We start from the raw sequence: 13,068 nt of genomic DNA, 5'->3' as shown, positions 1-13,068 counted from the left end.
GAGAATTATTTCCAATCACCATTCACAGCATAGGTTCCTTGCTTCATTTCATTGATGATAACATGGATATGCTCTTTAGGGGCGCCTGTATTTTTATGGACCGCCTCAGTGATTTCTTTCATCATATTCGTCAGTTGCTCTTGCGAACGTCCTTCAACTAGTTCGACATGGATAAATGGCATACGACTTCCTCCTTTGTTTGCTTTTGATTATACACCTTTTTCAAAAAGACAAAAACTATTACCTTGGTTTCCAAAGAAAACCATGACTTTATTCTTCCTGATAAACGACACAAAACTTTTCGCAAACACACAGCATTTGATCGTGAAAAGACAACCCCGCTGAGGCATAAGCTCGTCGAAAAAAAGCTTCATGAACACGGCGCCAATAAGCCAAAGTGCGATCTCCTTCCCCTTCTAAAAAGGCAAAGTCTGCTGTCACCTCATCAAAAGGCACGATCGACACTGACTCTAAGTAAAGAACAGCTTTTGGTACATCCGACCCATTTAAAAGGACACTATAGGTTCCTGATTGCGGCAATGCTTCTTGCTCGATTTCATAGAGCGCAGCGGCAGATGTCGTTGGCGTCTTTTTGCCAGCTAAAACCAGTGCTGCCAGTTCATCGGCCATTTGTGGTGTATCACCAAAGGACCAAGCATCTTCATAGGTCAAAGGAGATTGATTTCTTGGATTTGCTTTTAAAAATCGCTGCCAAAACGCCTGAATCTGACAGTCTTTTATTTTTGATTCTCTGGTTTCATCTGCCAATTTTTTTCACTCCAATACTTCGTATATGTTTGGACATTCTCAGCTTCTTGCCAATCATATGCCAGCCCTAATTTCTCGCTGATGTTCTTTGCTTGGCCATCAAAACGTTTTTGCATCTTCAAAAGTGACTGACCGCAGGCAGTGATCGTGGAAAAATCAAGCAATGAGGTCAATTCCCGCCACTCCTTTTCCGTTAGAAACGACTGTAGGTATTTATGATTTTTCCCTGTACTCACCTGAAATTGCTGAGCTTGGGCAACGAACAAATCTTCAATCCATAACAATTCTTGCCAACAAATAGTGTATAAATGATCCGCAGCATAAATCAGCTGCTTTCGAAGCAGCCCTTTCACGACATACGTGCTTACCCACCAAAATTCGTTGCAGTGTTCCTTAAAAGCGGCTTGGGTCGGGCGCTTGATCCAGTAATGCGAATGATTTGCTTGATTAGCAAAACTTAGTATTTGGTCTGGATCAAGCAGCGGCTGCAAGCCTGGTTCGTTAGCCAGACGATCGACCAGTGCAAGAGGACATAGCATGAGATCGATTCTTACTCCGTCAAAAAAATGCATCAAGTACGTAAAACACCCGCCCAAGCTTGGCGGATAGATGGTGCTAGCTTCCGGTGTTTGCCTGATCATGATCGGTCCAAAGGCTTCTAACCATGAAGAATCATCGACCAAGGGCTGAATATCATCCATTACGTAAACCACATCAAAGTCTTGCAAAAAATCTTTTGGCGCCTGTGGATCGGTCCGTGAACCAGATAAACCGATGGCACGTGCCCCAACACGTTGCCCCACAGTCAGGATCAATTGGTGCAATTCTGCTTCTTCCCTCACCGTCTCCACCTCTTTTTCGTTTCGTTTTTGAACACCTAAGCTCTTTTTATAAATATTAGCATAGTTTCTTTTTTTTCACGACATTCGCAGGGAAAATATGCTATAATTTTATGTCGCAATTTTTTTAAGGAGGATCCTTCGTGAACGAACGTCAAAAAGAACAACAACATGTCAATGAAACCATTGCTCTGATCCACAGAGAACAAGCGATCCTTTCGCAGCAAAAACAAGAGTTAGCCGCTAAAATGGATGATCAATTAAAAGAAATTGCCGATAAGAAAATTCGCGGGGGCGACAGTGAAGCCTTTTATGAATCAGTTATCGAGTACCAGCAGCATGAACAAGAATTGCTGATAAAATACCAAACCGCAGAATCACAAGAAAAACGCGTCAAAACCTTAACAACGATGGCGGGCAATCCGTATTTTGCTCGAATCGATTTCAAAGAAGAACAAGAAACCGAGACCCTCTATTTGGGGATCGCTTCATTGCGAGACAAAGATGAAGAAACGATCGTCATTGACTGGCGCGCACCGATCGCCAATCTTTATTATGAAGGAGAGCTTGGTGAAACCTTCTACGAAACAGACACTGATCGGTTTACGGTAGAATTGCTTTTGAAACGCCAATTTAAAATTCAAAATGGTGAAATCTTGTCGATGGTCGATACTTCGGAGATCATCAATGACGAATTTTTGTTGGAAATATTGGATGAAGCCTCTTCTTCTCAAATGCGTAACATCGTTTCGACGATCCAAAAAGCACAGAATCAAATCATTCGTGATACCACCAATAAATTCTTACTGATCGAAGGGATTGCTGGAAGTGGGAAAACCTCTGCTTTGTTGCAGCGGGTCGCCTTTTTACTTTATCGGAATCGCAAATGGTTGGACGAAAAACAAGTCTTGCTGTTTTCACCCAATCATTTGTTTTCTGACTATATTTCCATGGTCCTGCCTTCTTTAGGTGAAAGTGAAGTGCCCACAAGAACCTTCCACCACTTTATCCAATTGATTCTGACTGGCTATGAAGTGACGAAAGAAACCCAACAAGAAGAAACCTTTTTAAGCGGCGATGATGATGCCATTGAAAAAATCAAAAGTAGTCTTTTCTTGGTGGAAAAAATCAACCGTTATGTCCGTTCGATTGCACCGATCGGTCCCTTGTTCCGTGATCTAAAAATCCAAGGGCAAACCTATTTGACAAAAGAACAGATTCGCCGCTGGTATCAAGAAACCAATAACGAACTGCCGATTTACCAAAGAACCCAACTGCTTCAAACGAAATTATTAAAAAAAATCGGCGGCTTGGAAAAAGATGAAGCCAAAAAAGACTGGGTCAAAGAAGCGACCGAAGAACAATTGCAACAAGTATTTGCCAATGATCCTCATCAAGAATACAGCGAAGAAAACGAACGCCGTTTGCGGAAGAAACTTAGACAGCAGATCGTCCGCAAGAAATTCCGTTCCTTGACGCGGGGAGTGAAAAACTTTCAGTTTATCAACCAAGCCAAGCAATACTTACACTTTTTACAATCGGTTGAGTCTGCTGCAGTCAAAGAAACTGGCATCGAGGCTGCGGCTTGGCAGCAAAGTATTGCCGATATTCGACAAGGCATGCGCCAAAGACAGATCAAACAAGAAGACGCCGTTTTGTTTTTCTTACTGATCAAACAGCTTTATCCTGTTCACGTCGAAGAAAAAGCTCGGTTTATCTTTATCGATGAAATGCAGGATTTTCCACCAGCACAAGTGGCCCTACTGCGTCAGCTTTATCCAAAGGCTGGCATCACCCTATGCGGCGATTTGAATCAAAAAGTGTACGGCAATGAAACGATCGTCGGGGCATTAGCAGAATTATTCCCCCGCGAAAGTGTGAAACGTTATCAATTGAAAACCAGCTATCGTTCGACTAAGGAAATCACAGATTTCGCCAATCAATTTTTAGTTGGCAGTGATCAAGTGGAATTGACGTCTCGTAAAGGGGCGGTACCAACAATTGTTAAAGGAACTGCATCTGAAAATCTGGCTTTCCTAGAAACCAGTATTCGTGAAGACGCTGAGAATCAGCGTTGGCGCACCGCGATCATTTGTAAAACCGCAAAGGATTGCCAGCAGTTATATGCCCAGCTGTCAGAAACAATGCAGGAACAAGTGCAGCTGATCACCTCTGAAGAAGACTTCATGAAACGCAATGTGATGATCTTCCCGGCCTTTTTAGCAAAAGGGCTAGAGTTTGACCAAGTATTTGTCTGGACACCAGGTGCCACTTTCGTGACTGAACAAGACCAATTGATTTTTTATACAATGGCGACACGGGCGATGCATCAGTTGACCGTCCTCACCCAAGAGGAATTGCCGCTGCTAGCAAAAGCTGATCCTACCACTTATCAGTTCCAAGAAGCATCAACGATCGGATAACAAAAAACATCACTTTCGGCGAGTTCCCAAAGGAAACAAGCCGATCGTGATGTTTTTTTAGCCTTTTAACTCGCCAATAAATAAACGGGTTTCTGGATAGCGCATCCCAACGATGGTTAAAATCATTTGCAGCTCAGAAACGTGTTCGGGATCTTCTGGAACAAATAATTTTGTATGTCGTCCAATGCTGCCGTTATCGATCAAGCGATGGGTACGATTCCACTCACTAAATTCTTCAATCGTCGTAAAGCGACTAAGAGGAAAGCCAGCGCCATCCAGAATTTCTGTCAATCGAAAAAGTACATATGAACTGTCGATGACAAATTCTTTTCTATGAGGCAAAGCACGCGTTCGTTTATAATCAATAATTGCTTTTTCTGGTCGGTGCTCTAAAAGCCAATCCAACAGCAAGAAGAACCCTTCCATTCGATACTCATCGATAAAGAGCCGTTCAGAGTATTCCGACATGCGAAAGACTAATGGAATCAAGAATCGCTCTTTATAAATTAATAAGGGTGCGCGATCAACGACGACATTTAAATAACGATTCAAATAAGAAGAGCCACGATAATCACCTAGACGATACCCTTCTACCCCATACTTTTGATATTTCCGACAAAGAGCCGAGCAGTCAGAAATCGATACAGACACTTCTGCTAGCTTTTCAAAACCACTTAAGATTCGATTAAATGGCTCTAAAACGATTTTTTCTTCCATGTCTGCCCCCCTAACGATTTGTTTGCTTATGTAGTAAATCATAACACATAAAATGTATAGAAACCAACTGAAAAGATGATCAACACAGAAGAATTTTCAGTAAATGAGCAACGCTACCGCTTCATTATTTCTCTTGCATAAGCGACAAAGTCTCTACATAAAAAAACATACTAAAAAAATGGCAGCCAGATTGTCTCTAGGCTGCCAAGTGACACTTATTCTTCCGCATCTGCCACATTGTGATAGACGTTTTGTACGTCTTCAAGATCTTCTAACACATCGATCATTTTTTCGAATTTTTCTAGATCGTCACCCGTCAAGGTTACTTCATTTTGAGGAATCATTTGCATTTCTGCAATTGAGAATTCAGTGATTCCTTTTTCTTTCAAGGCTTCTTGAATGGCATGGAAGTCACTTGGTTCACCGTGAACGATGATTTGTCCATCTTCTTCAACAACATCACGAACATCGATCTCTTTGTCCATCAAGTATTCTAAAATTTCATCTGCATCGTCACCGGCAAAGCCAAAGAGTGCCGTGTTATCAAACATATAAGCAACGGCCCCTGAAACACCCATATTCCCGCCGTTTTTACCAAAAGCAGCCCGAACATCGGCTGCGGTACGGTTGACGTTATTTGTCAGCGTATCGACGATCACCATTGATCCATTTGGTCCAAATCCTTCGTATCGAAGTTCTGAGTATTGTTCATCGCCAGAACCTTTGGCTTTTTCAATCGCACGGTCAATAATGTGTTTTGGCACATTGTAGGTTTTCGCACGTTCGATAACAAAGCGTAATTTTTGGTTCGCGTGAGGATCAGGATCACCCGATTTTGCTGCTGCGTAGATTTCGATTCCAAATTTTGCATAAACTCGGCTATTGTTTGCATCTTTAGCAGTTTTTTTCGCTACGATATTTGCCCATTTACGACCCATGATTTCACTTCGCTTTCTTGTTTTTAAAAATCCTTATTCATTATACTTGTCAAATGGCGTTCTGTGAAGTAATTTTCACTTATTTATCAATAAAAAGCGGAATTCTTTGAAAATTTTGTTCTGTGATTTGGGGATTCCCTTGCTGATAGATCTGGTCGATCCGCAATGACAAGCCATAGCGCTGTGCTTCTTGCTTACCAAATTTAGCGATCAGCGGCAGGGTCAGCTCTTTTTTGACCTCTTTTAAATAGTGCTGCCCTTGCTTCGTATACCCTAAGACTCGAATAAAGGAATGTTCTTGAGCTTCCTTCATTTCAGCTTTTGTCACTTGGAACAATACATAACAAGTAAGACGCTGCAGCCGCGTTTGGGTATAACGTTTCGTCTTTAACAACTTGATAAAATCTGCAAAAGAATCCGCCGCCGTCACATATTGTTTTAGTCGATATTCTAATCCTTCTTCCATCTGGTAAATAGCAGCTAATTTTTCGAGCGGGGCAGAGATGATCTGGTATTGAAGATACGGCCAAAAGTCTTCCCAATCGACTGTTGCTTGTGAAAGAAAGGTTTGTGTGGCTTCAGGAACAAAATCCGCAACAGCTGCACCCTGTTTGATTGCTTGGCGAATGGCTGTTGCACTGGCGATCGTGGGATGATCGAATTGTTCTGAATGATAAGACGCCGCAACGCGTTGGATGGGGACCAGGCGCATTGGTTTTTCATAATGCAGCACTTCCCGTGCATACGCCATACCCAACAGATGATTGGGCTGGTCTTTTTCTGCATGGTACTCAGGATATAGCTCACTGAGGACCGCACTCATTTTTTGACTATAGGTAGTATTTTGCCTCGCTAAGCGTTGAAATGCGGCATCGATCATCAGTTGATTTTCTTTTTCAAAGTGAGCAAACTTGGCATAGTCGAAGGGTTGTTTCGTATCTGTGCCAAAGCATAACAACTCACATTGCAGATCCTGCAGAATCCTAATCGCTCCCGATGCAAAAAAATCAGCAGAGTGGACGGCCCAAGCGGGGGGCAATTCGACGATCAAGTCTACCCCATGTTGTAGTGCTGCTTGAGCTCGCTGCCATTTATCGATGATTGCTGGTTCGCCACGCTGTAAAAAATTTCCACTCATCACCGCAACGACGACATCAGCGTTCGTTACTTGCCGTGCTTTTTCCACATGGTATTGGTGTCCATGGTGAAAAGGATTGTATTCTACGACTAGTCCGCAAGCCTTCATCGACATCCCTCCTGTTTTACATAACGGTTACTTATGGCAGACAAAAAACCAGCGACGGCTTTTTTCATTTGGTTTCGTATCGATAAAATCAGCATAGCATTCAACATTAGCAAAACCAGCATTTTCTAACATTCTTAAATAGCTTTCAAGAGGATAGGTTCTTTCTTGATGAAGCTCATCTAAGCGTTCAAACAACCCATTCTCTTGTGCAACAAAAAAGGTCAAGAAGTGTTCAATGCTATGGTCTTTTTCGCCTTGATAGCTTTCCCAAAGAAAGGCAAATTCATCGGTTTGGTAATGATAGCTATAATCAGGAAAGACTTCATCGATTTGATATACGGAATGCACATCAAATAAAAAGACGCCATCTTCTTCTAAACAACTGTAAACACCATCAAACACTTGCTGCACACTCTGCTCGTCTTCCATGTAGCAAAGGGAGTCAGAATAGCAGGTAATTGCTTGATAGGTGCCAACATCTACGAGATCCAGCATGTCACCCGCAACAAATTGCACAGCCGCCTCTTCTTTTTCAGCCCGTTGACTAGCGATCATCAGCATCTCTTCTGAAAGATCTAACCCAGTCACGTCAAAACCAGCCTTGGCAAACTCAACGGCTAACGCACCAGTTCCACAAGCCAATTCTAACAGCTGTTTTCTTTTTCCTAAATGACGACAAGAAAAATCCAGCCACTTTTTATAGAGACTGGAATCCATTACTTCGTCATAGACAAATGCGAAGGTTTCGTAAGCCATTACGCCACGACCCATTCATTAAGATCCACAAGCGGCGCATCAGACCATAATTTTTCTAGGTTGTAAAAAGCACGTTCTGAGGCACTGAATACGTGAACGATCACGTCACCTAAGTCGATCAAGACCCATTTTCCACCATCTTTTCCTTCGACACGGCGAACAGATACTTGATTTTCTTCTTCTTTATCGATGACTTCATCAATGATCGCATTGATTTGACGTTCGCTATTTCCTGAACAGATCACAAAGTAATCTGCTAGCAAAGAGATTTCCCGCACATCTAATGCCATAATATCTTCGGCATGTTTTGAATCGGCGGCTTTTACAGCAATTTCTAATATTTTCTGACTATCTATGGTAATTCCCTCCTATATTTGGCTACCCAAAAATTGTAGGTTTCGATCGTTTTTGGGTAGATAACTGCTTCTGTTTCGATCAAATGAAGCAAGGTATGTTTCGTTTCGTAAGCAACAGCGGCATCTAAGTCAATCATTGCGATCTCTCTGGCTTCAACGACTCCAGGAAACGTACGTCCGGGTTCGATATAATCTGCCACATAGATGATTTTATCTAACAGGCTCATCTTAGCAGCTCCGGTGGTGTGCAAACGGATCGCTTGTAAGATTTCTTCGTCATCGATTTCTAATTCTCGTTGAACGAAATCAGCACCGACGAGTCCATGCCAGATAGCATTGTTCCAGTTCAAGAGATCCAAGTCGAATCCGTCTCTACGAATGACTAATTGAAATTCTTCATCGCTGCGTTCTTTCGCATAATCATGCGTCAAGGCGGCGATGCTGGCTTTGACCGGTGAAGCACCATATTTTTCCGCAAGGGCAACGGCCGTTTTTTCGACACCTAACACATGCTCAAAGCGCTTTTGACTCATCTGCATTTGGACCTTTTGCATCAAAAGTTCCCGTTCTGCTTGTGTGTAGTGTTCACTCTTCATCCAAGTACAACCCCTTTTCTTGAATATAGTGTAACACATTATCTGGCAATAAGTAGCGAACCGAACAACCTTGTTGCACTTTTTTACGAATTGTTGTTGAGCTGACATCCATTAGCGGGATATCGATCCAAATAATCGGGTATGGGCTATCGATCGGCACTTCTGGACGACGAACCCCCACAAAAGTCACCAATTCCATCAGCTCATCGATTTGATGCCATTTTGGTAAATAGTTCACCATATCCCCGCCAATGATAAAATAATAATTGGTATCTGGATTCTTAGCTGTCAATTCCCGCATCGTATCAACCGTATAACTCTTACCTTTTCGTTCCAACTCAATGGTCTCTACAGCAAATCGCGGATTATCGGCGATCGCCAACTCCAACATCGCCAAGCGGTGCTCAGCTGGGATCGTCTTTTTCTCATCAACATGAGGCGGTAAATACTCAGGCATGAAATAAACTTTATCCAGCCCTAATGCTTGCCCTACTTGCTCACCCATGACCAGATGTGCGTAGTGTACTGGATTAAAATTCCCACCAAGAATGCCCACTTGCTTTTTCGGTACAAGTTCTTGTGTTTGTGTCTCTAAAACCGTTTGTACCTTACCAAATGTTTGTCCTTGCATGCCTTCTCCCTCCTAAATTGAACGAACTTTGCTTGAAATCGTTTGGTATTTTTCTTTGCTTGACGGTTTGAATAAAACGATCACTCGTCCGATGATCTGTACCACTTCACAGCCGACTTTCTCACGGATCGTATCAGCTGCTTCGTCAGCAACCTCATCGGTATTTTGGAGCAATGAGACTTTGATCAATTCTCGTTTTTCTAGCGCTTCTTCAATTTGCGCCATCATCGCGTCATTCAAGCCGCCTTTGCCGATTTGAAAAATCGGGTTTAAATGGTGCGCTTCACTTCGTAAAAATCTTTTTTGTTTTCCTCGTAAGTCCATATTCTTCCTTCTTCCTTATACTAATGCTTTACGTCTAAGCACATCGACACCCTTTGGCGCCCACCCAGCGATGACACACGGTTTGGTGATCGTGATCCAGCCAAGTCCAGCAAAAACGATATCGGTTTTTTCTTTGATTGAAAATTCGAAACGGACGAGTTCAGGAAAATCCGCCACTTCATCTGCTCGCGGCGGCTGCAGCAGCCCACCAACATGTTTCTCATAAAACTCATCGGCTTTCGTTAATTTGGTCCGATGGATCGCCACATCATTTGCTACATAAGCAATAAATGAACTGCGTTCTCCTTGAATGAAATCAAATCGGGCAAGTCCTCCTAAGAACAAAGTTTGTTCTGGATTCAACTGATACACCTTTGGTTTGATCTCTTTGGCTGGTGCCACGATTTTCAGATCTTTTTTACCTAAATAATGCGCCATTTGATGACGATGAATGATTCCTGGTGTGTCGATCAAGAAGTGTCCGTCATCCAATGGAATCTCGATTTTATCCAATGTGGTTCCTGGGAAACGCGAAGTCGTGATCAATTCGTTGATCCCCGCTGTTTGTTTGATGATTTGATTGATCAATGTTGATTTTCCAACATTCGTCACACCCACCACATAGACATCGCGTCCTTCACGATACGTTTCGATCGCTTGCAGTAAAGCTTCCGTTTCACCTGGCTTCTTGGCACTCGTCAATAATACATCGAAGGGTCTTAAACCAGCTTCATGAGCACGTTCCTTCATCCATTGGGTCATCTTCGATTTTTTCAAAGATTTTGGCAAAATATCCACCTTGTTGCCCACTAATAAAACAGGATTATTGCCGACAAAGCGGTGCAGTCCTGGGATCAATGAACCATTAAAATCGAAAATATCAACGACATTAACGATCAAGGCTTCTTTTTCCCCGATTTCATTCAGTAGACGCAGAAAATCATCGTCGGTAAGGGAAACATCTTGGATCTCATTGTAATGGCGCAAACGGAAGCAGCGTTGACAATAGACTTCTCCTGATTCAAGTCCTTTTTCTAATGCGGATTGCGGGGTGTAGCCCAATTCATTGGGGTTCGTTGTCTGAATCACTGCCCCGCAGCCGATACAGTGAATTTCTTCGATTCCTTCTGTCATATTAAATTCCTCCACGCCATTTTAACTCTGGGTTGTGCTTCAATAAATAGTTCATGATTTTTCTTTCTGCGGCTCGATTAAATTGGGTTTTCCAAGAATCCGTTGGGATCACTGGTTTCACTAAAATACTGCGAACACCGGCACGATTGGCACCTCGTACATCCGTCATGATTTGATCGCCGATCATCACGACCTCTTCTTTTTCCAAGCCTAATTGTTGATAGCCTTGTTTGATCCCTCTTGAAAAGGGTTTTAATGCGCGGTGTACGTACTTTAAACCAAAGGGCGCAACTGCCCGTGCCACTCGTTCACTATTGTTGTTGGAAACGACAACTACCGGTATCCCAGCATTTTTCATTTCCAGTAGCCAGTTTTTTAGTTCTTCGGTTCCGTCAGGATTGTTCCAAGCAATCAAGGTATTATCAAGATCGGTCAAAATCCCTTTGATCCCCTGTGCCTTTAGTTGGCTAGGGGTGATTTTATAAATCGCATCGACCATCCAAGTCGGTTTATAATTTGAAAACATAGAATCTCCTTTACTATCTGATTTCTTCGCATGTTAAAAGTCGGCGACTAGTCATCGATCCACATAGTCGATCTTTAAAAAGAAACCGTACTAGCTGTTGACAAGCAAGCAGGCAGTTTCTAAAAGGATCAGACCTCTTCAACCTGTAATTATACAATAGAATCTTTTTGAATACTAGCAAGTGCGCTAGTTTCTGCAGGTTTCTTGTAAAAGAACTGAAAAACGAAGGTGTCGAAACAACAGTTTGTTCCATCACTTCTTTAAAGTAGTCTTTTTTTCCGTCAAAAAAGCATCCTTTTACTGAAAGGATGCTTAGAAAAAGTTCAAAATTGTCATTTGCAACTGCGAGCTTCTCGCATTTTACAATACTTTACTTAAAAAATCAATGGTTCTCGGGTTTTTCGGATGATCAAAGAGCTGTTCTGGCGTTCCTTCCTCCATAATGATTCCCTGATCCATAAATAAAATCCGATCCGCGACTTCCTTCGCAAAGCCCATTTCATGAGTGACGATGACCATCGTCATTCCTTGCTGAGCCAAACGCTGCATGACGGACAATACTTCGCCAACCATTTCAGGGTCTAACGCTGAAGTCGGTTCATCAAAGAGCATCACGTCTGGTTCCATTGCCAAGGCTCGTGCGATAGCGATCCGTTGCATTTGTCCTCCAGAAAGACTTTGAGGATAGGCTTTTGCTTTGTCTGGTAAGCCGACATCATTTAGTAGTTGTTTTGCCAACTGATCAGCCGCCGATTTTGCTACCTTCTTGACTTTCGTCGGGGACAAAGTAATGTTTTCTAAAACTGTCATATTCGGAAAAAGATTAAAATTTTGAAATACCATACCCATTTTTTCACGCATCTTATACAAATCATTCTTTGGATCGGTAATATCGGTTCCTTCAAAAAAGATTTTTCCGCTTGTCGGTACTTCTAATAGGTTCAAACAGCGTAAAAACGTGCTTTTTCCTGACCCAGATGGCCCAATCACCACAACGACTTCTCCTTGAGCGATCGTCGTTGTGATCCCTTTTAGCACTTGATTGCTGCCAAAGGTTTTGTGTAAATCTTGAATATCTAACATCATAGCTTGTCTTCTCCTTTTAACGACGATAGCCTTTGCCTAGTTTCTTTTCCCATAAACTCAATAGTCGCGAAGTCGTAAACGTCAAGATGAAGTAAATGACCGCCGCCACATAGAAAGGCGTTAATGGTTGGAAAGAACTGGTGACAACGATCTGCGCACTGTTCATCAGCTCGTAGATGCCGATCGTTGAAAGCAAAGAGGAATCCTTGATCAAAACGATAAATTCATTGCCTAGTGGCGGCAAAATGTTGCGTAGTGCTTGTGGCAATACAACATAACGCATCGTTTGAAAAGGCCGCAACCCTAAAGAACCCGCCGCTTCTGTTTGACCGTAATCAACGGCATTGATTCCCCCTCGGACGATCTCAGCAACATATGCCCCAGAATTAAGCGAGAGCGCAATGATCCCAGGAAATAGCCGCCCAAAATCAAGACTCAACACGCCGATCGAGACCGTCGGCAAGGCAAACATTCCTTGCAAAAGACCAAAAGCGATCAATATCTGCACCAGCATCGGTGTGCCGCGGATGACTTCAATATACGCATTAGAAAACCAGCGCAAAGGCGTCACTTTTGATAATTTCATTAGGGCGAAAATCACCCCTAGAATCGTTCCAAAGATCACGGTGATGATAGAGATCACGATGGTGATCACCACACCAGAAAGAAAATAAGGGTAATATATCGCTAAAAAGGATAAATCCATAATTGTGTCTACTCCGTTCTAT

General features: G+C 42.6%; 16 protein-coding genes. 1 reads left to right on the top strand and 15 read right to left on the bottom strand.

Annotated features, from left to right (window positions below):
- Positions 1-5 precede the first annotated feature (5 nt).
- The 3 genes from IGK14_RS06780 to IGK14_RS06770 all read right to left on the bottom strand — a co-directional run bounded on the left by IGK14_RS06780 (position 6) and on the right by IGK14_RS06770 (position 1,610).
- Positions 6-182, bottom strand: coding sequence for a 2-hydroxymuconate tautomerase (locus tag IGK14_RS06780; protein WP_005225916.1), 177 nt, complete (start codon positions 180-182; stop codon positions 6-8).
- 88 nt (positions 183-270) lie between these two features.
- Positions 271-768: an ASCH domain-containing protein gene (locus IGK14_RS06775; protein WP_010748093.1), complete on the bottom strand. Its 498-nt coding sequence runs from the start codon at positions 766-768 to the stop codon at positions 271-273.
- Positions 738-1,610, bottom strand: a complete 873-nt coding sequence (locus IGK14_RS06770; RefSeq protein WP_010748092.1) for an aminoglycoside 6-adenylyltransferase — start codon at positions 1,608-1,610, stop codon at positions 738-740. Before IGK14_RS06770 ends, IGK14_RS06775 begins: the two co-directional genes overlap by 31 nt.
- 140 nt (positions 1,611-1,750) lie before the next feature.
- Here IGK14_RS06770 and helD point away from each other — a divergent pair, with 140 nt between their 5' ends.
- Positions 1,751-4,030: an RNA polymerase recycling motor HelD gene (gene helD / locus IGK14_RS06765; protein WP_010748091.1), complete on the top strand. Its 2,280-nt coding sequence runs from the start codon at positions 1,751-1,753 to the stop codon at positions 4,028-4,030.
- 57 nt (positions 4,031-4,087) lie between these two features.
- Here helD and IGK14_RS06760 read toward each other — a convergent pair whose 3' ends face one another.
- From IGK14_RS06760 to IGK14_RS06705, 12 genes are all read right to left on the bottom strand, one after another.
- The gene (locus IGK14_RS06760; RefSeq protein ID WP_005225912.1) at positions 4,088-4,747 is read right to left on the bottom strand and encodes a hypothetical protein; all 660 of its coding nucleotides are present in this window, start codon (positions 4,745-4,747) and stop codon (positions 4,088-4,090) included.
- A gap of 215 nt (positions 4,748-4,962) precedes the next feature.
- On the bottom strand, positions 4,963-5,685 hold the full coding sequence (locus IGK14_RS06755; protein WP_005225911.1) for a YebC/PmpR family DNA-binding transcriptional regulator: 723 nt from the start codon (positions 5,683-5,685) through the stop codon (positions 4,963-4,965).
- 79 nt (positions 5,686-5,764) lie between these two features.
- The gene (locus IGK14_RS06750; protein WP_010748090.1) at positions 5,765-6,931 is read right to left on the bottom strand and encodes a nucleotidyltransferase; all 1,167 of its coding nucleotides are present in this window, start codon (positions 6,929-6,931) and stop codon (positions 5,765-5,767) included.
- Positions 6,932-6,958: 27 nt separating this feature from the next.
- Positions 6,959-7,687: a class I SAM-dependent DNA methyltransferase gene (locus IGK14_RS06745; protein ID WP_034695540.1), complete on the bottom strand. Its 729-nt coding sequence runs from the start codon at positions 7,685-7,687 to the stop codon at positions 6,959-6,961.
- The gene (gene rsfS, locus IGK14_RS06740) at positions 7,687-8,028 is read right to left on the bottom strand and encodes a ribosome silencing factor (protein WP_034695537.1); all 342 of its coding nucleotides are present in this window, start codon (positions 8,026-8,028) and stop codon (positions 7,687-7,689) included. The genes IGK14_RS06745 and rsfS overlap by 1 nt, the downstream gene beginning before the upstream one ends.
- Positions 8,029-8,039: 11 nt before the next feature.
- Positions 8,040-8,639, bottom strand: coding sequence for a bis(5'-nucleosyl)-tetraphosphatase (symmetrical) YqeK (gene yqeK / locus IGK14_RS06735; RefSeq protein ID WP_005225907.1), 600 nt, complete (start codon positions 8,637-8,639; stop codon positions 8,040-8,042).
- Positions 8,629-9,270 (bottom strand): nicotinate-nucleotide adenylyltransferase, encoded by a 642-nt coding sequence (locus IGK14_RS06730; protein WP_005225906.1) that lies wholly within the window; start codon positions 9,268-9,270, stop codon positions 8,629-8,631. The genes yqeK and IGK14_RS06730 overlap by 11 nt, the downstream gene beginning before the upstream one ends.
- Before the next feature lie 12 nt (positions 9,271-9,282).
- Positions 9,283-9,594: a ribosome assembly RNA-binding protein YhbY gene (yhbY, locus tag IGK14_RS06725; RefSeq protein ID WP_154694434.1), complete on the bottom strand. Its 312-nt coding sequence runs from the start codon at positions 9,592-9,594 to the stop codon at positions 9,283-9,285.
- 15 nt (positions 9,595-9,609) lie between these two features.
- Positions 9,610-10,728 carry a ribosome biogenesis GTPase YqeH gene (gene yqeH / locus IGK14_RS06720; RefSeq protein ID WP_154694433.1) on the bottom strand — a complete coding sequence of 373 codons (1,119 nt, stop codon included), beginning with the start codon at positions 10,726-10,728 and terminating at the stop codon, positions 9,610-9,612.
- Between the two features lies 1 nt (position 10,729).
- Positions 10,730-11,254: a YqeG family HAD IIIA-type phosphatase gene (locus IGK14_RS06715; protein ID WP_154694432.1), complete on the bottom strand. Its 525-nt coding sequence runs from the start codon at positions 11,252-11,254 to the stop codon at positions 10,730-10,732.
- A 360-nt stretch (positions 11,255-11,614) separates the two neighbouring features.
- Positions 11,615-12,340, bottom strand: coding sequence for an amino acid ABC transporter ATP-binding protein (locus IGK14_RS06710; protein WP_154694431.1), 726 nt, complete (start codon positions 12,338-12,340; stop codon positions 11,615-11,617).
- 16 nt (positions 12,341-12,356) lie between these two features.
- A complete protein-coding gene (locus IGK14_RS06705; RefSeq protein ID WP_154694430.1) occupies positions 12,357-13,046 on the bottom strand; it encodes an amino acid ABC transporter permease in 690 nt (229 codons plus the stop codon).
- Between the last annotated feature and the right edge of the window lie 22 nt (positions 13,047-13,068).

The organism is Enterococcus sp. DIV0970a (assembly GCF_051711265.1).
Lineage (GTDB): Bacteria > Bacillota > Bacilli > Lactobacillales > Enterococcaceae > Enterococcus_D > Enterococcus_D casseliflavus.
The sequence above is the reverse complement of the archived record's forward strand: the minus strand, read 5'-3'. Positions and strand labels throughout refer to the sequence as shown.

Excerpts from the sequence above, each read along its gene's own strand:
- IGK14_RS06780 (WP_005225916.1), bottom strand. The coding sequence starts at position 182 with ATGCCATTTATCCATGTCGAACTAGTTGAAGGACGTTCGCAAGAGCAA.
- IGK14_RS06760 (WP_005225912.1), bottom strand. The coding sequence starts at position 4,747 with ATGGAAGAAAAAATCGTTTTAGAGCCATTTAATCGAATCTTAAGTGGT.
- IGK14_RS06755 (WP_005225911.1), bottom strand. The coding sequence starts at position 5,685 with ATGGGTCGTAAATGGGCAAATATCGTAGCGAAAAAAACTGCTAAAGAT.
- IGK14_RS06750 (WP_010748090.1), bottom strand. The coding sequence starts at position 6,931 with ATGAAGGCTTGCGGACTAGTCGTAGAATACAATCCTTTTCACCATGGA.
- IGK14_RS06745 (WP_034695540.1), bottom strand. The coding sequence starts at position 7,687 with ATGGCTTACGAAACCTTCGCATTTGTCTATGACGAAGTAATGGATTCC.
- yqeK (WP_005225907.1), bottom strand. The coding sequence starts at position 8,639 with ATGAAGAGTGAACACTACACACAAGCAGAACGGGAACTTTTGATGCAA.
- IGK14_RS06730 (WP_005225906.1), bottom strand. The coding sequence starts at position 9,270 with ATGCAAGGACAAACATTTGGTAAGGTACAAACGGTTTTAGAGACACAA.
- yhbY (WP_154694434.1), bottom strand. The coding sequence starts at position 9,594 with ATGGACTTACGAGGAAAACAAAAAAGATTTTTACGAAGTGAAGCGCAC.
- yqeH (WP_154694433.1), bottom strand. The coding sequence starts at position 10,728 with ATGACAGAAGGAATCGAAGAAATTCACTGTATCGGCTGCGGGGCAGTG.
- IGK14_RS06715 (WP_154694432.1), bottom strand. The coding sequence starts at position 11,254 with ATGTTTTCAAATTATAAACCGACTTGGATGGTCGATGCGATTTATAAA.
- IGK14_RS06710 (WP_154694431.1), bottom strand. The coding sequence starts at position 12,340 with ATGATGTTAGATATTCAAGATTTACACAAAACCTTTGGCAGCAATCAA.
- IGK14_RS06705 (WP_154694430.1), bottom strand. The coding sequence starts at position 13,046 with ATGGATTTATCCTTTTTAGCGATATATTACCCTTATTTTCTTTCTGGT.